The organism is Pseudomonas sp. zfem002 (assembly GCF_032621685.1).
Classification (GTDB): Bacteria; Pseudomonadota; Gammaproteobacteria; order Pseudomonadales; family Pseudomonadaceae; genus Aquipseudomonas; species Aquipseudomonas japonica.
Map to the genome: position 1 here is coordinate 26,554 of NZ_JAVYJH010000016.1, position 20,733 is coordinate 47,286.

Annotated in this window: 20 protein-coding genes and 1 pseudogene; 14 read left to right on the forward strand and 7 right to left on the reverse strand. The window is 67.2% G+C overall.

The window, feature by feature from the left end; genetic code table 11:
* The first annotated feature begins 139 nt into the window (after positions 1 to 139).
* The 6 genes from dusB to RTI28_RS18365 all read left to right on the forward strand — a co-directional run bounded on the left by dusB (position 140) and on the right by RTI28_RS18365 (position 8,097).
* Positions 140 to 1,153, forward strand: coding sequence for a tRNA dihydrouridine synthase DusB (dusB, locus tag RTI28_RS18340; RefSeq protein WP_042128009.1), 1,014 nt, complete (start codon positions 140 to 142; stop codon positions 1,151 to 1,153).
* On the forward strand, positions 1,150 to 1,470 hold the full coding sequence (gene fis / locus RTI28_RS18345) for a DNA-binding transcriptional regulator Fis (RefSeq protein ID WP_042128011.1): 321 nt from the start codon (positions 1,150 to 1,152) through the stop codon (positions 1,468 to 1,470). Before dusB ends, fis begins: the two co-directional genes overlap by 4 nt.
* 79 nt (positions 1,471 to 1,549) lie before the next feature.
* Complete coding sequence (purH, locus tag RTI28_RS18350) at positions 1,550 to 3,151, forward strand: bifunctional phosphoribosylaminoimidazolecarboxamide formyltransferase/IMP cyclohydrolase (RefSeq protein ID WP_316921778.1); 1,602 nt, start codon at positions 1,550 to 1,552, stop codon at positions 3,149 to 3,151.
* Between the two features lie 103 nt (positions 3,152 to 3,254).
* The gene (purD, locus tag RTI28_RS18355) at positions 3,255 to 4,550 is read left to right on the forward strand and encodes a phosphoribosylamine--glycine ligase (protein WP_316921779.1); all 1,296 of its coding nucleotides are present in this window, start codon (positions 3,255 to 3,257) and stop codon (positions 4,548 to 4,550) included.
* 135 nt (positions 4,551 to 4,685) lie between these two features.
* Entirely contained in the window at positions 4,686 to 7,463 is a 2,778-nt protein-coding gene (locus RTI28_RS18360; RefSeq protein ID WP_316921780.1) for a hybrid sensor histidine kinase/response regulator, read from the forward strand.
* A gap of 37 nt (positions 7,464 to 7,500) precedes the next feature.
* Positions 7,501 to 8,097 carry a MarC family protein gene (locus RTI28_RS18365; RefSeq protein ID WP_042128018.1) on the forward strand — a complete coding sequence of 199 codons (597 nt, stop codon included), beginning with the start codon at positions 7,501 to 7,503 and terminating at the stop codon, positions 8,095 to 8,097.
* Between the two features lie 9 nt (positions 8,098 to 8,106).
* Here the strand turns inward: RTI28_RS18365 and RTI28_RS18370 are convergent, their stop codons facing one another.
* From RTI28_RS18370 to cobG, 7 genes and pseudogenes are all read right to left on the reverse strand, one after another.
* On the reverse strand, positions 8,107 to 8,727 hold the full coding sequence (locus RTI28_RS18370; protein WP_316921781.1) for a hypothetical protein: 621 nt from the start codon (positions 8,725 to 8,727) through the stop codon (positions 8,107 to 8,109).
* Between the two features lie 13 nt (positions 8,728 to 8,740).
* Positions 8,741 to 9,403: a hypothetical protein gene (locus RTI28_RS18375; RefSeq protein ID WP_316921782.1), complete on the reverse strand. Its 663-nt coding sequence runs from the start codon at positions 9,401 to 9,403 to the stop codon at positions 8,741 to 8,743.
* Positions 9,404 to 9,441: 38 nt separating this feature from the next.
* Positions 9,442 to 10,137 (reverse strand): hypothetical protein, encoded by a 696-nt coding sequence (locus tag RTI28_RS18380; protein ID WP_316921783.1) that lies wholly within the window; start codon positions 10,135 to 10,137, stop codon positions 9,442 to 9,444.
* A gap of 99 nt (positions 10,138 to 10,236) precedes the next feature.
* Positions 10,237 to 11,937, reverse strand: a complete 1,701-nt coding sequence (gene cobJ / locus RTI28_RS18385; protein ID WP_316921784.1) for a precorrin-3B C(17)-methyltransferase — start codon at positions 11,935 to 11,937, stop codon at positions 10,237 to 10,239.
* Entirely contained in the window at positions 11,937 to 12,668 is a 732-nt protein-coding gene (locus RTI28_RS18390) for a precorrin-2 C(20)-methyltransferase (RefSeq protein WP_316921858.1), read from the reverse strand. The genes cobJ and RTI28_RS18390 overlap by 1 nt, the downstream gene beginning before the upstream one ends.
* Positions 12,668 to 13,294, reverse strand: coding sequence for a precorrin-8X methylmutase (locus RTI28_RS18395; protein WP_316921859.1), 627 nt, complete (start codon positions 13,292 to 13,294; stop codon positions 12,668 to 12,670). Before RTI28_RS18395 ends, RTI28_RS18390 begins: the two co-directional genes overlap by 1 nt.
* Positions 13,287 to 14,629 (reverse strand): annotated as a pseudogene (gene cobG, locus RTI28_RS18400) (precorrin-3B synthase). The gene RTI28_RS18395 and the pseudogene cobG overlap by 8 nt, the downstream one beginning before the upstream one ends.
* Positions 14,630 to 14,732: 103 nt before the next feature.
* Here cobG and cbiE point away from each other — a divergent pair.
* The 8 genes from cbiE (at position 14,733) to RTI28_RS18440 (ending at position 20,720) form a co-directional block, all read left to right on the forward strand.
* Positions 14,733 to 15,938: a precorrin-6y C5,15-methyltransferase (decarboxylating) subunit CbiE gene (gene cbiE / locus RTI28_RS18405; protein ID WP_316921785.1), complete on the forward strand. Its 1,206-nt coding sequence runs from the start codon at positions 14,733 to 14,735 to the stop codon at positions 15,936 to 15,938.
* Positions 15,931 to 17,025 (forward strand): cobalt-precorrin-5B (C(1))-methyltransferase, encoded by a 1,095-nt coding sequence (locus tag RTI28_RS18410; protein WP_316921786.1) that lies wholly within the window; start codon positions 15,931 to 15,933, stop codon positions 17,023 to 17,025. The genes cbiE and RTI28_RS18410 overlap by 8 nt, the downstream gene beginning before the upstream one ends.
* The gene (locus RTI28_RS18415) at positions 17,022 to 17,753 is read left to right on the forward strand and encodes a cobalt-precorrin-6A reductase (protein ID WP_316921787.1); all 732 of its coding nucleotides are present in this window, start codon (positions 17,022 to 17,024) and stop codon (positions 17,751 to 17,753) included. The genes RTI28_RS18410 and RTI28_RS18415 overlap by 4 nt, the downstream gene beginning before the upstream one ends.
* A gap of 73 nt (positions 17,754 to 17,826) precedes the next feature.
* On the forward strand, positions 17,827 to 18,264 hold the full coding sequence (locus RTI28_RS18420) for an NfeD family protein (protein WP_316921788.1): 438 nt from the start codon (positions 17,827 to 17,829) through the stop codon (positions 18,262 to 18,264).
* A 35-nt stretch (positions 18,265 to 18,299) separates the two neighbouring features.
* Positions 18,300 to 19,154: an SPFH domain-containing protein gene (locus RTI28_RS18425; protein ID WP_316921789.1), complete on the forward strand. Its 855-nt coding sequence runs from the start codon at positions 18,300 to 18,302 to the stop codon at positions 19,152 to 19,154.
* A 217-nt stretch (positions 19,155 to 19,371) separates the two neighbouring features.
* Positions 19,372 to 19,758 (forward strand): DUF2946 domain-containing protein, encoded by a 387-nt coding sequence (locus RTI28_RS18430; RefSeq protein WP_316921790.1) that lies wholly within the window; start codon positions 19,372 to 19,374, stop codon positions 19,756 to 19,758.
* Between the two features lie 49 nt (positions 19,759 to 19,807).
* Positions 19,808 to 20,281, forward strand: coding sequence for a copper chaperone PCu(A)C (locus RTI28_RS18435; protein WP_316921791.1), 474 nt, complete (start codon positions 19,808 to 19,810; stop codon positions 20,279 to 20,281).
* 19 nt (positions 20,282 to 20,300) lie between these two features.
* A complete protein-coding gene (locus RTI28_RS18440) occupies positions 20,301 to 20,720 on the forward strand; it encodes a DUF2946 domain-containing protein (protein ID WP_316921792.1) in 420 nt (139 codons plus the stop codon).
* Positions 20,721 to 20,733 lie beyond the last annotated feature (13 nt).

Below are 20,733 nucleotides of genomic sequence, written 5' to 3' on the forward strand. Positions count from 1 at the left end.
ACACGTCGATTGCCGTCCTCCCCATAGGCGCAACTGTTCAGATTTTATCCAGATTCATCTTTATCCGGTCATCGAGAGCGGGTATCATGCCCACCCTTTTTCGAACTCTCATGATCCGGCCCCACAACAGGGAACTCCTATGTCGGCGGTACGCATCGGCCCATACGAACTGCAGAACAACCTGATCCTCGCCCCGATGGCCGGGGTCACGGACCAGCCTTTTCGCCAGCTTTGCCGACGGATGGGCGCGGGTCTCGTAGTGTCGGAAATGGTCAGCAGCGACATGAGCCTGTGGAACAGCCGCAAATCGCGCCTGCGCATGATCCATGAAGGCGACCCCGAGCCGCGCTCGGTGCAGATCGCCGGTGGCGACGCGCAGATGCTCGCCGCGGCGGCCCGCGCCAACGTCGAGCTGGGTGCGCAGATCATCGATATCAACATGGGCTGTCCGGCAAAAAAAGTCTGCAACAAGGCTGCAGGCTCTGCTTTATTGAAAGATGAAGTGCTGGTCAGTGAAATCCTCCATGCGGTGGTCGCCGCGGTGGAGGTGCCAGTGACCCTGAAGATCCGCACTGGCTGGGACCGCGACAACAAGAACGGCCTGACCGTGGCGAAGATCGCCGAGCAGGCCGGGATCCAGGCGCTGGCCGTGCATGGCCGTACCCGCGCCGACCTGTACACCGGCGAAGCCGAATACGACACCATCGCTGCGATCAAGCAGGCGGTGTCGATCCCGGTATTCGCCAATGGCGACATCACCTCGCCGCAAAAGGCCCGCCAGGTGCTCGACAGCACCGGCGTCGATGGCCTGTTGATCGGACGTGCCGCCCAGGGGCGTCCCTGGATCTTTCGCGAGATCGAGCACTACCTGCGCACCGGCGAGACGCTGCCGGCGCTGGCGCTGGGCGAGGTGGAACGGATTCTGCTGGAACACCTGGCAGCGCTGCACGCCTTCTATGGCGATGTAATGGGCGTACGCATCGCCCGCAAGCACGTTGGCTGGTATCTGGCGACGTTACCGGGGGCAAGGGAGTTTCGCGCCCGGTTCAATCGTCTGGAAGACACACACGCGCAATGCGCCGACGTTCGCCTGTTCTTCAGCGAACGGCAACAGAGCCTTGAGACAGAGGACGGACAAGGGGTGGCCGCATGACGACGATGACCGAGACTTTAGTGAGTGGAACAACGCCCGTGAGCGACAACGTCAACCTGAAACAGCACCTCAATACCCCCAGCGAAGAGGGCCAGACCCTTCGCGGAAGCGTGGAGAAGGCGCTGCACAACTATTTCGCCCACCTCGAAGGCGCTGCTGTCACGGACGTGTACAACCTGGTGCTCTCGGAAGTCGAGGCCCCCTTGCTCGAAAGCGTGATGAACTACGTCAAGGGCAACCAGACCAAGGCCAGCGAGCTGCTGGGGCTGAACCGCGGCACCTTGCGCAAGAAACTCAAGCAGTACGACCTGCTGTAAGCATGAATCCCAACCAGAAAAGGCGACTCCACCGTGAGGTCGCCTTTTTTGCTGACTCCACCGCGTTATGGAATCTGAAATGACCGACCAGACTACCCGCCTGCCGATCCGCCGTGCCCTGATCAGCGTTTCCGACAAGACCGGGATCCTCGAATTCGCCCGTGAGCTGCAAGGCCTTGGCGTCGAGATCCTGTCTACCGGCGGCACCTTCAAGCTGCTCCAGGACAACGGCGTCGCCGCGGTCGAAGTCGCCGACTACACCGGCTTCGCGGAAATGATGGACGGCCGGGTCAAGACCCTGCATCCGAAAATCCACGGCGGCATCCTCGGTCGTCGCGGCACCGACGACGCCATCATGCAGGAGCACGGGATCAAGCCGATCGACCTGGTCGCCGTCAACCTGTACCCGTTCGAAGCCACCATCTCCAAGCCGGGTTGCGACCTGCCGACCGCCATCGAGAACATCGACATCGGCGGCCCGACCATGGTCCGTTCCGCGGCCAAGAACCACAAGGACGTGGCCATCGTGGTCAACGCCAGCGACTACGCCAGCGTCCTGGAAAACCTCAAGGCCGGTGGCCTGACCTACGCCCAGCGCTTCGACCTGATGCTCAAGGCGTTCGAGCACACCGCCGCCTACGACGGCATGATCGCCAACTACATGGGCACCGTGAACCAGGCCGCCGAGACCCTGAGCACCGAAGGCCGCAGCGAATTCCCGCGCACCTTCAACAGCCAGTTCATCAAGGCCCAGGAAATGCGCTACGGCGAGAACCCGCACCAGAGCGCGGCGTTCTACGTCGAGGCCAAGCCGTCGGAAACCGGCATCGCCACCGCGGTGCAGCTGCAGGGCAAGGAGCTGTCGTACAACAACGTGGCCGATACCGACGCCGCGCTGGAATGCGTGAAGAGCTTCGTCAAGCCGGCCTGCGTCATCGTCAAGCACGCCAACCCGTGCGGCGTCGCAGTCAGCCCTGAAGGCGGCATCCGCCAGGCCTACGAGCTGGCCTACGCCACCGACACCGAATCGGCCTTCGGCGGCATCATCGCCTTCAACCGCGAGCTGGACGGCGAAACCGCCCGCGCCATCGTCGAGCGCCAGTTCGTCGAAGTCATCATCGCCCCGAGCGTCAGCGAGGAAGCACGCTCCGTGGTCGCGGCCAAGGCCAACGTACGCCTGCTGGCCTGCGGCGAGTGGTCGGCCGAACGTGCCGCCGCCTGGGACTACAAGCGCGTTACCGGCGGCCTGCTGGTGCAGAGCCGTGACATCGGCATGATCACCGAGGGCGACCTCAAGGTGGTGACCCAGCGCGCCCCGAGCGAGCAGGAAATCCACGACCTGATCTTCGCCTGGAAAGTGGCCAAGTTCGTCAAGTCCAACGCCATCGTCTACGCCAAGAACCGCCAGACCATCGGTGTCGGCGCCGGCCAGATGAGCCGCGTCAACTCCGCACGCATCGCCGCGATCAAGGCCGAGCACGCCGGCCTGCAGGTGCAGGGCGCGGTCATGGCGTCGGACGCCTTCTTCCCGTTCCGCGACGGCATCGACAACGCAGCTAAAGTGGGTATCACCGCAGTCATCCAGCCAGGTGGCTCGATGCGCGATGCCGAAGTCATTGCCGCTGCTGATGAAGCGGGCATCGCCATGGTCTTCACCGGCATGCGCCACTTCCGCCACTGATTTACGGCAATCGGCCGCACTGAAGCAGGCATCTGCTTCAGTGCGGCCTCGCACAGCGAATACACAGCGAAGGACAGCCCTTCGGAAACCTTGAGGTTTTGACATGAACGTTTTGATCATCGGCAGCGGCGGCCGCGAGCACGCCCTGGCCTGGAAAGTCGCCCAGGACCCGCGCATCGAGAAAGTCTTCGTCGCCCCGGGCAACGCCGGCACCGCCACCGAAGCCAAGTGCGAGAACGTCGCCATCGACGTCCTGGCCCTTGAGCAACTGGCCGACTTCGCCGAGAAGAACGTCGCCCTGACCATCGTCGGCCCGGAAGCACCGCTGGTCGCCGGTGTCGTCGACCTGTTCCGCAAGCGCGGCCTGGACTGCTTCGGCCCGACCGCCGGCGCCGCCCAGCTGGAAGGCTCCAAGGCCTTCACCAAGGATTTCCTGGCGCGTCACCAGATTCCGACCGCCGACTACCAGAACTTCACCGAGATCGAGCCGGCCCTGGCCTACCTGCGCGAGAAAGGCGCACCGATCGTGATCAAGGCCGACGGCCTGGCCGCCGGCAAGGGCGTGATCGTCGCCATGACCCTGGCCGAAGCCGAGGACGCCGTGCGCGACATGCTCGCCGGCAATGCCTTCGGTGACGCCGGTTCGCGCGTGGTCATCGAGGAGTTCCTAGACGGCGAGGAAGCCAGCTTCATCGTCATGGTCGACGGCGCCAACGTGCTGCCGATGGCCACCAGCCAGGACCACAAGCGCGTCGGCGACGCCGACACCGGTCCGAACACCGGCGGCATGGGCGCCTACTCCCCGGCACCGGTGGTCACCGCCGACGTGCACCAGCGCGTCATGGACCAGGTGATCTACCCGACCGTGCGCGGCATGGCCGCCGAAGGCAACGTCTACACCGGTTTCCTCTATGCTGGTCTGATGATCGACAAGGCCGGGAACCCGAAGGTCATCGAGTTCAACTGCCGTTTCGGTGATCCGGAAACCCAGCCGGTCATGCTGCGTCTGGAATCGAGCCTGGTCCTGCTGGTCGAGGCCGCGCTGGCCAAGGCCCTGGACAAGATCGAAGCGCGCTGGGATCCGCGTCCGAGCCTGGGCGTGGTGCTGGCCGCCGGCGGTTACCCAGGCGACTACGCCAAGGGTGCGCCGATCAAGGGGCTGCAGGCTGCCGCCGCGCTGCAAGGCAAGGTGTTCCATGCCGGTACCGCGCTGCAGGACGGCCAGGTCGTCACCAGCGGCGGTCGCGTGCTCTGCGCCACCGCCCTGGGCGATACCGTCGAAGCCGCACAGCAGCAGGCCTACCGCCTGGCCGCGGAACTCGACTGGGACGGCGCGTTCTACCGCAAGGACATCGGCTATCGCGCCATCGCCCGTGAGCGTGGCGAGCATCAGGAGTAATCCACGGGTTCGGGAGCGCGGCGCCCCTGCGGCGCGCCACCCGACACCTCGGCAGGGCCCCGGAGGGGCCTTGCCTTCGCCTTGGCACGCCGCGCATAGTTGTACACCGGCATCACGCGAGGAAGGGATATAGTCGTGCGTTGGCTCAGGATTGCCATTGGAACCCTCGTCAGCCTGCTGACCCTGTTCTGTCTGCCCCCGGCCATGGCCGAGTCCGGCAGCGGCTGGGCCGTTCTGCTCGACAGCCAGGCCAATCTGCAACTCGGCGACATCCGCTCCGAACGCTACCGCAACCAGTTCAGCCCCATCGATCTCAACCAGCTCGACGCCGCCGCCCCCAACCAGGCGCTCTGGCTGCATTACCGCCTGGCCCCCGGCCAGCAGGAACAGGTGATCCGCGTCTTCGCCCCGGACCTGTCGCGCCTGGACCTCTACGTACTCGACGGCAACAACCTGCTGCTGCAGACCCACAACGGGCGGCGCAGCGACAGCGGCCTGTTGACCCTGAGCAGCAACGACCAACTCCTTTCCCTGCCCGCCAGCCCCGTGGCGTTGGACGTTTACCTGCGCCTGGTGTCCGAGCACCAGTTGCGTCCCGGCATCAGCCTGCTGCCCGCGGTCGAGGCCGCCGCCGACCAGCGCCGCGCGCTGCTGTTCGGCCTGCTGTTCGGCTGCCTGGGCATGCTCGCCCTGCACAACCTGACCCGTTTCGCCTATTCCCGCTCGGCCAGCAGCCTGTGGCTGGCCGGCTACCACCTGCTGATGCTGCTCAGCGCGCTGATCCTGCTCAACCTCAGCGGCCCGTGGAACCTCTGGCACGCCGCGCAGACCCCGGCGGCCTACCTCACGGTGATGCTCGCCACCCTCTGCGGACTGGCCTTCACCCAGCGCTTCTTCGCCCCCCTCGGCCCGTCCCGGGTCAACCGCCTGCTGCAGGGCCAGATGCTGCTGGTGGTGATCTGCGGACTGTTGCTGCTGTTCGTCGACACCCTGCCCCTGAACCTGATGACCTACGCCCTGGTGGCCCTGGGTTGCCTGAGCATGCTCGGGGTCGCCAGCTATCACTGGTACAAGGGCTTCGCCCCGGCGCGGCTGTTCGCCCTGGCCATGCTGATCTTCAACCTCGGCTGCCTGGTGGTGCTGCCGGCCCTGCTCGGCCTGACCCGCACGCCGACGCAGATCCTGCTGTTCATTCTGCTCGGCCTCACCGTGCTCAGCGGCCTGCTGCTCAACCTGTCGGTCAGCGAGCGCCTGCGCAGCATCAGCGAGGCACGCTTCAGCGCCAGCCGCGAGCAGGCGGCGAGCAACGCCGAGATCAACGCCAAGGCCGAGTTCCTGGCCAAGATCAGCCATGAGATCCGCACCCCGATGAACGGCGTACTGGGCATGACCGAACTGCTCCTCGGCACGCCGCTGTCGGTCAAGCAACGCGACTACGTGCAGACCATCCACAGTGCCGGCAACGAGCTGCTGACCCTGATCAACGAGATCCTCGACATCTCCAAGCTGGAGTCCGGACAGATCGAGCTGGACGACGTGCAGTTCGACCTCAACGCCCTGATCGAAGACTGCCTGGGCATCTTCCGGGCCAAGGCCGAGCAGCAGAATATCGAGCTGATCAGCTTCACCCAGCCCCAGGTGCCGCGGGTCATCAGCGGCGACCCGACCCGCCTGCGCCAGGCCATGCTCAGCCTGCTCGACAATGCCCTGAAGAAGACCGACCACGGCGAGATCCTGCTGGTGGTGGCCCTCGACCAGCGTGGCGACCGCCCGCGCCTGCGCATCGCCGTCCAGGACTGCGGCGAAGCCATGCAGGCGGCCGAGCGCGACGCCCTGCTGCAGGCCGAGCTGCACAGCAAGCACTTCCTGTCGAGCAACAAGCTCGGCGGCCACCTCGGCCTGGTCATCGCCAAGCAGCTGGTCAACCTGATGCAGGGCGAGTTCGGCATCAAGACCAGCCACAGCCAGGGCAACACCCTGTGGCTGACCCTGCCCCTCGACTCGCAGCGCCTGGAGCAGCCGGCCACCGACCTCGACGCCTCGCTACGCGGGGCGCGGGTCCTGGTGGTGGACGACAACGACACCTGCCGCAAGGTCCTGGTGCAGCAGTGCGGCGCCTGGGGCATGAACGTCAGTGCCGTGCCGTCGGGCAAGGAAGCCCTGGCCCTGCTGCGGACCAAGGCGCACCTGCGCGATTACTTCGATGCGGTGCTGCTGGATCAGAACATGCCCGGCATGACCGGCATGCAACTGGCCGCGAAGATCAAGGAAGACCCGAGCCTGAACCACGATATCCTGCTGGTCATGCTCACCGGCATCAGCAACGCGCCGAGCAAGATCATCGCGCGCAATGCCGGGGTCAAACGCATCCTCGCCAAGCCGGTGGCCGGCTACACGCTCAAGACCACCCTCGCCGAAGAGCTGGCGCAGCGCAGCAAGGCGCCACCGCCGGGCCTGGCGCCGGCGCCGAAACCGGTACCGATCGAGCTGCCGGCGGACTTCCGTATTCTCGTCGCCGAGGACAACAGCATTTCCACCAAGGTCATCCGCGGCATGCTGGGCAAGCTCAGCATCGAACCGGACACCGCCAGCAACGGTGAGGAAGCGCTCAAGGCGATGAAGGCCAGGCAGTACGACCTGGTGCTGATGGACTGCGAAATGCCGATCCTCGACGGCTTCTCCGCCACCCAGCAACTGCGTGCCTGGGAAGCCAGCATGGAACGCCCGCGCACGCCGGTGGTAGCGCTGACCGCGCACATCCTCGCCGAGCACAAGGAGCGCGCGCGCCTGGCCGGCATGGACGGACACATGTCCAAGCCGGTGGAACTGTCGCAACTGCGCGAGGTGGTCGAGCACTGGATCGCCCGTCGCGAACAGGCACGCGCCGCCGCAGGCGCGCCGGCGTCACACTGATACACTTCCCGCCCTTGTCCTTTCGCGAGCCCAGACCATGCTCCATGAGTTGTTCAGCGTTTACCTGAAGATGCTCGTGCTCTACAGCCCGTTTTTCGTCCTGTCCTGTTTCATCAGCCTGACCCGCGGCTACTCCAGCAAGGAGCGCAAGCACCTGGCCTGGAAGGTGGCGACCGGCGTGCTGGTGGCCAGCGTCCTGCTGTACCTGTTCGGGCGCGTGATCTTCGGCGTGTTCGGCATCACCCCGGATGCATTCCGCATCGGTGCCGGCAGCGTGCTGTTCATTTCGGCGCTGGGCATGGCCCAGGGCAAGTCGGCGGTGCAGACCGACAACGTGCAGCAGGATGTGACCATCGTGCCGCTGACCATTCCCCTCACCGTCGGCCCCGGCACCATCGGCGCCCTGCTGGTGATGGGGGTCAGCCAGCCGCACTGGGACGACAAGGCACTGGCGATCGTCAGTATCGCCCTGGCCAGCGTCACCGTCGGCCTGGTGCTCTACCTGTCCAACCGCATCGAGAAGATCCTCGGCGACCAGGGTCTGCAGATCGTCAGCCGGCTGATGGGCCTGTTCGTCTGCGCCCTGGCGGCGCAGATCATCTTTACCGGGATCAAGGGCTACCTGGTGTCCTGAGCCACGGCGTCAGAGCTCGTGGATTTCCTCCAGCAGCGCCCGGGTCAGGCGCTCGCGAAGCCGCCCGGCATAGGTCGTTTCGAACAGACGCGGGTTGAAACGCACCAGGTCGGCCCTGGCCCCCGTGGCGACCCGTTCGAAGAACAGAAAACCGCGGCAGCGGTCCGCTGATTCCAGGGTCTGGTGATAGAGCACCAGATCCACATAACCCGGCTGGCTCACCCGACAGGGCAGCAACTGGAAGGCCGAGCGCTCCAGCGAACGCTCTTCGAAACGCAGCAAGGCCTTGCCGCTGCGTTGCAGCCTGTCGATGGAAAACCGCGTCACCTCCGCCATCCGCTGGTCGGTCACGGCGCCGATCTGCGCCAATGCCGCGTCCAGCATCCGACAGCGCCGCAGGTCCGGGACGTAGGACAGCGGCGGTGGCGTGGCATCCCAGCCCAGGCTCTTCAACTGATTGCGGTAGTAGGCGTAGCCGTCCTTCACCAGGCCGTCGGCGAGTACATCGTCGGTCGCCCGCTGAGCGAACAGCAGGGCCGTCTGCACCAGCTCGCGGGTGCTGGCGTCGATTTCCGGAAAGAACGACAGCAGGGCGTGGCCCACCACCGTCGTTCGGGGTTGGTTCGTCATGATGATTCCTGCCTCAATGAAGGGTCTGACGGTCGTTGGCGACCAGGCGCAGGCGGGCGAAGCCATCGTTGCCGGCTTCCCGCAGTTCCGGCGCGGACTCGGCCGTCAGGCTCTGAAAATAAAGATCGCCGCGCAGGTGGATGCCTTCCAGCGGAACCCTCAGCCAGTCCGGGTCGAGCGCCTGGCTGGTTTCCAGGGCGACACTGCACAGGCTCAACTGCGAACCGGGGCGCAAGACCCCCAGTTCCAGCACGATCCGCGTACCACCGGCGGGCCCTGCCAGCACCTGCAGGGCATGCTGCGACAGTTGCCGCAGCCCTTGCGCATCGAGACTCAGCGCATCAACGCCGAGTTCCAGCACATCCCCCAGTTCCGGGTGCTGGCTGACCAGCCACAGCAACAAGGGCTGGGTCGGCGCGAGCAAGGTGCGATAGCCGGCGCTTTCGATGCTCTGGCAGCTGTAGGTCACTCGCCAGCCGCCCTGGCCGAGGGCGTTGCGATAGGCCCGGTACCATTGCCGGTGCCCGTCGAAGCGCGGCCCCATCAAGGCATCGGCCAGCGACTGCGCGTGGCGCAGCGAGGCGAGCGCGTTGCGACATTCCAGGTCGGCGACCCGGGGGGCGACCAGCACCAGGCTGCCGCCACTGATCCACATTGTGTAGCCTTCGACATCCATGTCCTTTTCCTCCAGCAGGCCGCCGACCCGAACGCCCGTCAGATTTCGTAATCCAGGATCTGAGTGAGTGCCTTGTCGCCCAGCTTCTTCTCCACCGCGGCGCGCAAGCCGTCGTACAGCTGGTTGTTGAAGGAAAGTGCCGCGCTGCCCTTGTAGGATGTGGTGCTTGCGCTATGCCAGTCGAATACCAGCACGTCGAGGTCTTCATCGCGTACCGAGCGCTGGATCGCACCGAGGGCCATGACCACCTCGCCCTGCGCCGTCTCGATGCAGGAGGCCAGGCCGACCACGACATTGGAACGCTGCTTGAGATTGCGCTTGAACAGGGTGAGCGCCTTGTCGTCCTTGCTCACGCCCTGAATCGCCTGTTCGGCCAGGGAGCTGAATACCTGGCCCACCGGATTGCCCTGGATCAGGCCAGAGGCAGCCACCTTCACCGCCTCGACCACCACGTTGGAAACCGTCAGGGATTGTCCGCTGGCGACTTCCTTTTCGTGGGTGCGATGGACCGTGGTCCAGCCACAGGTCCGCATGACGCTGAGGAAGAGGCCGAACCACTCCTCGCTGTGGATAAGTTGATCGAACTGGCGATTGGCGGCCAGGGTGGCGAACAACACCGCGTTCTTCGCATCCTGGCGGTTCTGCGCGGACATGCCGGCACCGAAGGCCATCAGCGAGCTTTCCACCACTGCGGCGGAGCTGATACTCAGGGATTGGTCGTTGTCAGAGGTCATTGCAAAGTCCTTTTCTTGGCTGTTCCCTCCTGGTGGAGGGAGCCCAAAGGTACGTTGCAAGCGCCAGGGGGTCAGGAACGAAACCTTTCCCCTCAGCATTCACTCCGGCTGTGGATACCAGCGCGGGGTGTAGACCCATTCGCCGCCGTCGGGGCGCGGGAAGGTACGGGTCGTCGAGGAGCCGACCAAGACCATGGTGCGCATGTCGACCATCTCCGGGCGCAGTTCACCCAGGGTCACCACCCGCAGCGACTGCCCCGGCCGGGCGATATCGCGGCCGAGGACCACCGGCGTCGCGGCGGCGCGATGGCGGCGCAGGATGTCCAGGGCCTGGCCCAGTTGCCAGGGCCGCGCGCGGGAAATCGGGTTGTAGAACGCCAGGGCCAGGTCGGCCTGGGCCGCCAGGTCGAGGCGCTTCTCGATGATCGACCAGGGCTTGAGGTTGTCCGACAGCGAGATCACGCAGAAATCGTGACCCAGCGGCGCGCCGGCCTGGGCCGCGGTGGCCAGCGAGGCGGAGATGCCCGGGAGCATTTCCAGCTCGACCCGATGCCAGGCCGGATCGCTGGAAGCCTCCAGTGCCTCCAGCACCGCCGCGGCCATGGCGAACACCCCGGGATCGCCAGACGACACCACGATCACCGAACGCCCCTGCGCCGCCAGCTCGAACGCATGCCGGGCACGCTGCAGTTCCTCGCGATTGTCGGTGCAGTGCAGCACCTGGTCGGCGCGGAAGGGGCCGGCCATGCGCACATAGGTTTCGTAGCCCAGCACATCGTTGGCCCGAGCCAGCTCGGCCTTGACCGCCGGGGCCATCAGCTCGGCGGCACCCGGGCCGAGGCCGATCACCGCGACGCGGCCGCGGGCACGACCGACGGTGCACGGATCGATCGGTTCGGCGGCGACGGCGATTGCCAGGCCCTCGCCTACTACCTGCGGTGCCAGCAATTGCGGCAGCGCGTGAGCAGCCAGCTCGCTGACCGAGCCTCGGGCCATGGCGAAGCGCAGCGGTACGCGCAGTTCGGCGGCGGCGGCATGCAGCGCGGGATCAGCCATCTCTTCCTCGCTGGCGAGCAGGCAGGCCAGGGAGGCTTCGGCGATCCGCGCCTGATGCAGCGCCGCGCGCACCGCCTCGGCCAGGGCCGGCACGCCGGCGGACACCGCCACCAGCACGCAACGCGGATGGATCAGCAGCTCGTTGGCCGCCGCCTCGCGCTCGGCGCAGCCGACGCGAATGGTCAGGCGCGCATCGTCACGCTGTGGAAGACGCGCCTCGTCCAGCCATGGCGCGGCCCCGTCTACACGCACGCTTTCCCCGGCCAACAGGTCGGAGACGAAGCGCTTGCCCAGCTCCAGGTCGGCCAGGGCATAGCCGCTCGGTGGATTGAGCAGGCAGGTGCCGAAACGCAGTTCGCCGCTGGTGGTGATCGCCGCGGCGACGCCCAGCCCGGCAGCGATTTCCCGGGCCATGACATTCACCCCGCCCAGGCCGCCGAGCAGCGGTACCACCGCGCTGCCATCCTCGGCCACCGCCAGCACCGGCGGCTCGGCGCCCTTCTCCAGCAACACGCTGGCCAGGCTGCGAATGACGATGCCGGCGGCACACAAGGCGATGATCGGCGTGTCCTGCTGATAGAGCTGGCGCAGCATGGCACCGAACTCCGCATAGCTGCGGTCGACGTCCTCGACCCGGCCGGCAAGGCCGTGGATCAGGGCATCGGGATAGAAGCGCTGGATCTTCCGGGCGGTGTCCAGGCTGCCCTTGCCGAGCACGACAATGGCGGGAGCGCGTCGGGTCATCAGCCTTGCCACCTTTCGCCGGGAACGATGATCAGCGAGAAGTACGGCGACGACTGCGGGTCGACCTCATCCAGCGCGACGATCTTCTGGTTGGCCATGGTCGCCCGTTCGACATACAGCGCGCGCCCGTCCAGGCCCAGTTCGGCGAGCACCTGGCGGACCTTGGGGAAATTGCGCCCGAGCTTCATGATCACCGCCGCATCGGCATCGGCCAGGCGGCGCTTCAGCTCTTCGTGCGGCAACACGCCGGACAGCACCGACAGGCTCTGGTTGCGGTACACCAGCGGCGCACCGAGCACAGAGGCACCGCCGAGCATCGAGCACACGCCGGGAATCACCTCGGCGTCGTAACGCTCGGCGAGGCGGTCGTGCAGGTACATGTAGGAGCCATAGAAGAACGGATCGCCCTCGCAGATCACCGCCACATCGCGGCCGGCATCCAGGTGCGCGGCGACCGTCAGGCTGGCTTCATCGTAGAAGTCGCTGATCACCTGTTCGTAGGACAGCGGCGCCGGCAGGGCCTCGGTGGTCACCGGGTAGACCAGGGGCAGGAGGATCTGCTCGCTCTGCAGGTGCTGCTCGATGATGCCGAAGGCGTTGCCGCGCTTGCCCTTGGCGACGAAGTAGCCCACCACCGGCGCTTCACGCAGCAGGCGCAAGGCCTTGACGGTGATCAGTTCGGGATCGCCGGGGCCGACGCCCAGGCCGAGCAAACGTCCGCGAGCCTGCATCATTCCACCTCCGTGGCGAGGGCATTGACCGCCGCGGCGGCCATGGCGCTGCCGCCCAGGCGGCCTTCGACGATGACGAACGGCACGCCACGGCTGTCCGCCGCGAGCATCGCCTTGGACTCGGCGGCGCCGACGAAGCCCACCGGGAAGCCGAGGATCAGTGCCGGTTTCGGCGCGCCGGCGTCGATCATCTCCAGCAGGTAGAACAGCGCGGTCGGGGCATTGCCGATCACCACCACGCTGCCTTCCAGATACGGCCGCCACAGCTCCAGGGCCACGGCCGAGCGGGTGTTGCCCAACTCCTTCGCCAGTTCCGGGACGCTGTCGTCGCGCAGGGTGCAGATCACTTCGTTGTTGGCCGGCAGGCGCGCGCGGGTGATGCCTTCGGCGACCATCCGCGCATCGCAGAGAATCGGCGCGCCGGCGGCCAGCGCCTCGCGCCCGGCCTTGCCGGCGCCCGCGGAGAAGCGCAGCTTGTCCACCACCTCGACCATGCCGCAGGCATGGATCACCCGTACCGCGAGCTTTTCCAGGTCGGCCGGAATCCGCTCCAGGCGGGCCTCCTGGCGGATGATGGCGAAGGAGTTGCGATAGATCTCCTGGCCGTCGCGGATGTAATCAATCATCGAGGTTGCTCCGTGGCGGACGTCCAGGTTGGCGCCCGCTTCTTCCAATGTCAGGTTGCGCCCGGCGAGAGTGCCGGGGCCCGGCTGCGCCGGGTCGTGAAAATACAGGTCATAGCGCCCGGGACCGACCGCCAGCAGGGTGCTCGGCGCGGTATGGGCCATGGCGCAGGAACGCGCGCAGCCGCTCAGGTGGATACCCGCCACCGGACCACGGCGGCGCAGGCTGGCGGCCAGGCGCACGGCGTCGGCCTTGGTGTCGGCCTGGGCCTTGGCGCAGCCGGCGGAGCCGGTGCAGGCGACGACCCCGGCCAGGGGCGCGGCGGCATCGCCAATCAGACCGAGGCAGGTCAGCCCGGCCAGCACGCGCTCGGCCTGGGCGGTGGCCACGTTGGGCAGCAGCACGCTCTGCCAGGGGGTCATGCGCAGGCTGCCGTCCCCCAGTTCGCGGGCGAGCACGGCGATGCCACGCAATTGCCGCGCACTCAGGCGGCCCAGGGGCGCCATGGCACCCACCGCGACCCGTCCGGCCTGCGACTGGGGATAGACACCCAGGTGCCGGGCCAGGTCACGTCCAGGGCGGCGCCAGCCGAGGACCGCGGCGTCACGCCGCAGGGGCAGCGGCAGGCCGGCGAGGAAGGTCTGCGGATCGTGCTCGGCGAGCAACTGGCGCATGCGCGACTGGCCGCTGTCGGCCAGATCGAGAAAGCGCTCCAGCACCGCACGCACCAGCGCCAGGCCCTGCTCCAGCGGCACCGCGCCCAACGGCGCGTCGTGACCGGGGCAGCCGGCCAGGCCGAAGGCCAGCCACAACTGGTCGTCCAGGCGCAGCGGCGACAGCCAGAGATCGTGGGGGTGCCAGAGCATCGCCAGGTCTTCGCCGCCGTCCAGCTGCACGGCGAACTTGGCCGAGAGTTCGTGGAAACGCGGGGTGCTCTGCAGCAGGTCGAGAATCCGCGCGCCCAGCGCCCGGGTGTCGAAGAGCATGGCCGGATCGAAGCCGGCGGCCGGACTGAGCATCAGGTTGCGCACATCGTCGCCCGCCGCTTCCCGCGGGCCGAGGCCGGCGCTCAGCAAGTGCGCGACCAGCCCCGAATGATCGTCACCGACGCCACGAATCTGCAGGTTGCTGCGGTTGGTGACCTCGATCACCCCGCCGGCGAAACGCTCGGCGGCGGCGGCCAGCGCTTCGGCCTGGTCGGCTTCGAGATGACCGGCGTCGAGCTTGATCCGCGAGATACCGCCATCCACGGCCTGGACGATGCGCCACAGCCCCGGGCAGGCCGAGGGGCGAATGGCTGGAGCGGGGCGGGACTGGTTCAAGGGGTCACCCGTCAATCGTCAAAAGGCGCTGGTGGTCGGGAAGGCGCGGTATTATGCCTGCTTTGCCCGGCGGCGGGCCAAGCCTGCCGGTCGGATTACCCCGGAAAAGAGGAACGGCATGGCGCCCTGGTTGACCCTGGTTGGAATTGGCGAAGACGGCTTCGGCGGCCTTGGCAAACAGGCCCGTCGCGCCTTGCTGGGCGCCGCCAGGGTGTTCGGCAGCCCGCGCCAGCTCGAACTGCTGCCGCATTGCCTGAAGGCCGAGCGCCTGGCCTGGCCCAGCCCGTTCTCCCTGGCCCCGGTCCTGGCTTTGCGCGGCGAGCCGGTGTGCGTGCTGGCCAGCGGCGACCCGATGTTCTACGGCGTCGGCGCCAGCCTGGCGCGACAGCTGCCGGCCAGCGAGCTGGCAGTGATCTCCGCGCCATCGTCCTGCGCCCTCGCCGCCGCCCGCCTCGGCTGGCCGCTGCAGGACGTGACGATCGTTTCCGTGGTGGCGCGCCCGCTGGCGCAGTTGAACGCCCACCTGTACAGCGGCCAGCGCCTGCTGGTGCTGTGCAATGACGGCAGCAGCCCGACGGCGATCGCCGCGCTGCTGCGCGAGCGCGGCTTCGGTCCCAGCCGCCTGCATGTGCTGGAGCATCTGGGCGGTCCGGCGGAGCGCCATGTCCAGGGCCACGCCGAGACCTGGAGCGGCGAGGCCATCGCCGACCTCAACCTGCTCGCCATCGAGTGCCTGGCCGACCCGGGCGCGCCGCGCCTGTCGCCGCTGGCCGGACTGCCGGACAGCGCCTTCCGCCATGACGGGCAGATCACCAAGCGCGATGTCCGCGCCATCACCCTCGCCCGCCTCGCGCCGCAGCCGGGCGAACTGCTCTGGGACGTCGGCGCCGGCAGCGGCTCCATCGGCATCGAGTGGATGCGCGCTCATCCGGCGTGCCGGGCGCTGGCGATCGAGGCCGACGAGGGGCGTCAGCAACTGATCGAGCTCAACCGCGATGCCCTTGGTGTACCCGGCCTGCAACTGGTGCGCGGACGGGCGCCGGACGCCCTGCGCGGGCTGGAACGACCGGACGCGATCTTCATCGGTGGCGGCGTCACCGTCCCCGGCGTGCTGGAGCATTGCTGGGAGCAGCTGCGCCCGGGCGGACGCCTGGTGGCCAATGCGGTGACCCTGCAGAGTGAAGTGCGCCTGATGGACTGGCGCGAACGCCACGGCGGCGAACTGACCCGCATCCATGTCGCCCAGGCCCAGCCGCTGGGGGCGTTCGACACCTGGCGCCAGGCCCTGCCGATCACCCTGCTGGAAGCCGTCAAGGGTGCGTGAGGAAAGCGCCGAACAACCGGCCCCGCTGCGCAGCGGCCTGACCACCGGCAGCTGCGCCACCGCCACCAGCCTCGCCGCCGCACGCCTGCTGCTGACCGGGCAACACGACGACGCCGTGCAGATCACCCTGCCCAAGGGCAAGCAGGTGCAGATGCGCCTGGAATTCTGCCGGCTGCACGAACAGGGCGCCGAGGCCGGCACCCTCAAGGACGCCGGCGACGACCCCGACGTGACCCATGGTGCCCTGCTCTACAGTCGGGTGCGCTTGCTGGACGAGCCGGGCGTGCGTTTCGTCGCCGGCGCAGGCGTCGGCACCGTGACCCGCCCCGGCCTGGTGCTGGCGGTTGGCGAGCCGGCGATCAACCCGGTGCCACGGCGCATGATCAGCGAACACCTGCAGCAGCTCGCCGCAGGCTGTGGCTATGGCGGCGGTTTCGAGGTCACGGTGAACGTGCGCGACGGCGAGAGCCTGGCGCTGAAGACCATGAATCCGCGCCTGGGCATTCTCGGCGGCCTGTCGATCCTCGGCACCAGCGGCATCGTCCGGCCGTTTTCCTGCTCGGCCTATATCGCCTCGATCCACCAGGGCATCGACGTGGCCAAGACCAATGGCTACGAACACATCGCCGCGTGCACCGGCAACGCCAGCGAAGACACCATGCGCCGGGTCTACCAGTTGCCGGAAATCGCCCTGATCGAGATGGGCGACTTCGTCGGCGCCGTGCTCAAGCACCTGCGCAAGGTGCCGGTGGCGCGCCTGAGCCTGTGCGGCGGCTTCGGCAAGATCAGCAAGCTGGCCGCCGGGCACATGGACCTGCACAGCCGCCACTCCAGCATCGACCTGCCACAGCTGGCGCAATGGGCCGCGGCGGTGGGGGCCGACGCGACACTGCAGGCGGCGATCATCGGCGCCAACACCAGCCAGCAGGCCCTGGCCCTGGCCCATGCCGCCGGGGTGCCGCTGGGCGATGCGGTCTGCAGCCATGCCCTGGCCTTTGCCCGCAGCGTGGTGCCCGCCCAGGTTCAGGTAGAAGTCTTCGCCATCGACCGCCAGGGCGGCATCGTCGGCCAGGCGGGTGTGCAATGAGCCGGCGAATCCTCCTCCTCGGCGGCGTCGCCGAAGCCCTGCGCATCGCCCGTCAGCTCGGCCCCGAACACGTCTACAGCCTGGCCGGGATCGGCCGGGTGCCGGACGACCTGGCCTGCCAGGTGCGGGTCGGCGGCTTTGGCGGCGCCGAGGGCCTGGCCGATTTCCTGCGCGCCGAGGGCATCGACCTGCTGATCGACGCGACCCATCCCTACGCCGCGCAGATCAGCGCCAACGCCGCCCGCGCCGCCACCCTCGCCGGCGTCACCTGCTGGGCCCTGCGCCGCCCCGCCTGGCACGCGCAGCCCGGCGACGACTGGCGCGAGGTGCGCGACTGGGGCGAACTGATCGACGCCCTGCGCCCCTTCCGCCGCCCGCTGTTCACCCTCGGCCGCGAGCCGCTGCAACATCTCGACGAAATCCCGCCGGAGCAGTTCTGGACCCTGCGCGCCCTCGACGCCTGCCCCGGCAACGAGCGCTGCGAAGTGATCGGTGCCCGCGGGCCGTTCCTCCTCGACGACGAACGGGCGCTGTTCGCCCGGCGCCAGATCGACGTGCTGATCAGCAAGAACAGCGGCAGCGGCGCCACCGAACCCAAGCTGCAAGTGGCCCGCGAGCGCGGCATTCCGGTGCTGGTTCTCGCCCGCCCGGCCCTGCCCGAGGTCGACCGGCACTTCGCCGACCCGGCCGCCCTGCTCGCCGCGCTGGACCAGCGAAACGCCTTGTAATCCGCTCGGGTATTGCCAATACCCGGGCAAGCGTTTCCAATGCCTTGTTTCCCCTCCACGCAAGGCTGCGACTATGGAACTGCAATGGTGGATCTGGCTGGTACTGGGCTTCGCCCTGATCCTGCTGGAGCTGGTGCTGCCCACGTTCTTCATCATCTGGTTCGGCATCGGTGCCGTGGCGGTCGGGGTGATCGCCGGGCTGTGGCCGGGGCTGAGCCTGGCCAGCGAGCTGATCATCTGGGTGCTGCTGTCGTCGCTGACCGTGGCCCTCTGGTTCAAGGTGTTCAAGCCGCGCAAGGCCGACAATCGCTGGACCGCGGACGAAGTGATCGGTGAAGTCGGCCTGCTGGTCGCGCCGGTCTCGGAGTTCCAGAAAGGCCGCGTGCGCTTCCAGAAACCGGTCCTCGGCAACGAAGAGTGGATCTGCATCGCCAATGGCGACATCGCCTCCGGCGAGCGGGTCCGCATCCTCGCGGTCGAGGGCAACACGGTGCGGGTCGCCAGGGCCTGACCAACCGCTTCAGGAACCTCAACAAAGGAACTGTCATGACCAGTCTGATCATTACCGCAACCATCGCCCTGTTCGTCCTCGTCACGGTGTTCAAGGGCGTGCGTATCGTGCCCCAGGGCGAGGAATGGATCGTCGAGCGCCTGGGGCGCTACCACACCACCCTCAAACCCGGCCTGAACATCCTCATCCCGTACATGGACGTCGTGGCCTACCGCCTGCCGACCAAGGACATCATCCTCGACGTGCAGCAGCAGGAAATCATCACCCGCGACAACGCGGTGATCGTCGCCAACGCCCTGTGCTTCGCCAAGGTGGTCGATCCGCAGAAAGCCTCGTATGGCGTGGAGAACTACACCTACGCGGTGACCAGCCTGACCATGACCGCGCTGCGCGCCATCGTCGGCGCCATGGACCTCGACGAAGCGCTGTCCAGCCGCGAGCAGATCAAGGCCAGGCTGCGCGAGGCGATGTCGGAACAGACCGAGGACTGGGGCATCACCGTGCGCTCGGTGGAGATCCAGGACATCAAGCCGTCGCCGAACATGCAGGCGGCGATGGAGCGCCAGGCCGCCGCCGAGCGTGAGCGAAAAGCCGACGTGACCCGCGCCGAGGGCGCCAAGCAGGCGGCGATCCTCGAAGCCCAGGCCCGCCAGGAGTCGGCCAAGCTGGACGCGGCGGCGCAGGTCAACCTGGCCGAGGCATCGGCCCAGGCGATCACCCTGGTGAAGAACGCGGTGGGCACCGATGTGACGCCGGCCATGTACCTGCTCGGCGAGCGCTACATCAATGCCATGGAGAACCTGGCGGGTAGCGACAATGCCAAGATGGTGGTGTTGCCGGCGGACCTGCAGGAGGCTGTGAGAGGGATGCTCGGCCGGACCAAATCCTGAATTTCAAGGGCCTCATCGCAGGCTTCGCCAGCGCCCACAAGGTTCCGACTGCCTTCAATATCGAGGACAGCACAAGACCCTGTGGGAGCGGGCGTTGCCTGCGATGAGGCCCGCAAGAGCAACACAAGGCCTGCGGCACTTCATCGCACCGCCATTTTTTACATCTCCCGCCGCTTCTGGCTAAATAGCCATCATTCGAATCCCCACGGATCTCCCCATGTCCTCCAACCGGCTCGCCTATGCGTGGATCGCCTGCTTCGCAGTGCTGTTCAATCTGCTGGCGATGCCGATGTCCGCCAGCGCCGCCAAGGCGCCCGCCGATCAACTGCTGTGGGGGGCGTTCTGCTCCACCGGCGGTACCAAGCTGGTCGCCATCTCCCTCGGCGCGCTGGATGACAGCCAGCAGAGCGACGAGCACCCGGCCATGCAGCATTGCTGGTGCTGCTCCGGCAACCCGTCGCCACTGGCCCTGCCCGGCCACATGCCGCGCCTGTTCCTGCCGAGCCCGGCGCTGGCCGCCGTGCCCGTCGTGCAGCCACCGTCCCGGCCCGGCCCGCGGCAACTCTGGCCTTCGCTCAATCCACGCGCCTCACCTTCGGTCTGATTCACCTACGCTCTTACCGCGCACAATCTGAATCGACCGGAGATCCTTCATGTTCAAGAACGTCATGCTGCTGGCCGCCCTGCTGCTGCCCGCCAGTTTCGCCAGCGCCCACGAATACAACGTCGGCGAACTGCATATCGCCCACCCCTGGTCGCTGGCCTTGCCGCCGAACGCGCCGAACGTCGCCGCATACTTCGTCATCGACAACAAGGGCAAGGAGGCCGACCGCCTGCTCAGCGTCGACACACCGATCAGCGACCGCGCCGAGCTGCACGAGCATGTGATGAAGGGTGACGTGATGCGCATGCAACAGGTGCCGAACGTGGCCGTTCCCGCCGGTGGCCAGGTGGTCTTCAGCCCCAGCGCCTACCACGTGATGATCATGCAGCCCAAGGACCGCAACCTGCTTGCCGATGGCAAGCGCTTCCCGCTGACACTGCATTTCGAGAAGGCCGGCGACGTCACCGTGGACGTCGCGGTGCAGAAGCAGCCGCCGGAAGGGACCAGCGCCCACCAGCACTGATCGCTGAACACCGCTCGCAATGAGCTTCGCCCGTACCCCATGGCACCGGCCACCGCGTCCTGACAACAGGAGCAGACGCGCTGGCTGGCTGAGCCTGTTCGCCATGCTGATGATCTTCATCGGTCCGCTGGTATCCCAGTCGATGCCGATGGAGCACATGGCGTCCATGCCGATGGGCATGGACATGAGCATGGACGGCGACCATCACGGTGACAGCCACCATGGCGGCGATGCTGCGCAGCATGTGATGTGGGAAAAATGCGGCTATTGCAGCCTGTTCTTCCACTGCCCGGCCCTGCCGCAACCGCTCAGCCTGCTCACCAGCGAAGCCACGCCGGCCAGCCGCCAGTTCATCGCCCATCCTCGCCAGGGCCCGCCGCGCCCGGCCTTCTTCCCCGGTGCCCGCAGTCGCGCGCCCCCTTCCACTTCGATCGCCTGAATTCCTGAATCAA

What these genes read in the sequence shown, in the direction of transcription:
- dusB (WP_042128009.1), top strand. Translation starts at nt 140, where the DNA reads ATGTCGGCGGTACGCATCGGCCCATACGAACTGCAGAACAACCTGATC.
- fis (WP_042128011.1), top strand. Translation starts at nt 1,150, where the DNA reads ATGACGACGATGACCGAGACTTTAGTGAGTGGAACAACGCCCGTGAGC.
- purH (WP_316921778.1), top strand. Translation starts at nt 1,550, where the DNA reads ATGACCGACCAGACTACCCGCCTGCCGATCCGCCGTGCCCTGATCAGC.
- purD (WP_316921779.1), top strand. Translation starts at nt 3,255, where the DNA reads ATGAACGTTTTGATCATCGGCAGCGGCGGCCGCGAGCACGCCCTGGCC.
- RTI28_RS18365 (WP_042128018.1), top strand. Translation starts at nt 7,501, where the DNA reads ATGCTCCATGAGTTGTTCAGCGTTTACCTGAAGATGCTCGTGCTCTAC.
- RTI28_RS18370 (WP_316921781.1), bottom strand. Translation starts at nt 8,727, where the DNA reads ATGACGAACCAACCCCGAACGACGGTGGTGGGCCACGCCCTGCTGTCG.
- RTI28_RS18375 (WP_316921782.1), bottom strand. Translation starts at nt 9,403, where the DNA reads ATGGATGTCGAAGGCTACACAATGTGGATCAGTGGCGGCAGCCTGGTG.
- RTI28_RS18380 (WP_316921783.1), bottom strand. Translation starts at nt 10,137, where the DNA reads ATGACCTCTGACAACGACCAATCCCTGAGTATCAGCTCCGCCGCAGTG.
- cobJ (WP_316921784.1), bottom strand. Translation starts at nt 11,937, where the DNA reads ATGACCCGACGCGCTCCCGCCATTGTCGTGCTCGGCAAGGGCAGCCTG.
- RTI28_RS18390 (WP_316921858.1), bottom strand. Translation starts at nt 12,668, where the DNA reads ATGCAGGCTCGCGGACGTTTGCTCGGCCTGGGCGTCGGCCCCGGCGAT.
- RTI28_RS18395 (WP_316921859.1), bottom strand. Translation starts at nt 13,294, where the DNA reads ATGATTGATTACATCCGCGACGGCCAGGAGATCTATCGCAACTCCTTC.
- cbiE (WP_316921785.1), top strand. Translation starts at nt 14,733, where the DNA reads ATGGCGCCCTGGTTGACCCTGGTTGGAATTGGCGAAGACGGCTTCGGC.
- RTI28_RS18415 (WP_316921787.1), top strand. Translation starts at nt 17,022, where the DNA reads ATGAGCCGGCGAATCCTCCTCCTCGGCGGCGTCGCCGAAGCCCTGCGC.
- RTI28_RS18420 (WP_316921788.1), top strand. Translation starts at nt 17,827, where the DNA reads ATGGAACTGCAATGGTGGATCTGGCTGGTACTGGGCTTCGCCCTGATC.
- RTI28_RS18425 (WP_316921789.1), top strand. Translation starts at nt 18,300, where the DNA reads ATGACCAGTCTGATCATTACCGCAACCATCGCCCTGTTCGTCCTCGTC.
- RTI28_RS18430 (WP_316921790.1), top strand. Translation starts at nt 19,372, where the DNA reads ATGTCCTCCAACCGGCTCGCCTATGCGTGGATCGCCTGCTTCGCAGTG.
- RTI28_RS18435 (WP_316921791.1), top strand. Translation starts at nt 19,808, where the DNA reads ATGTTCAAGAACGTCATGCTGCTGGCCGCCCTGCTGCTGCCCGCCAGT.
- RTI28_RS18440 (WP_316921792.1), top strand. Translation starts at nt 20,301, where the DNA reads ATGAGCTTCGCCCGTACCCCATGGCACCGGCCACCGCGTCCTGACAAC.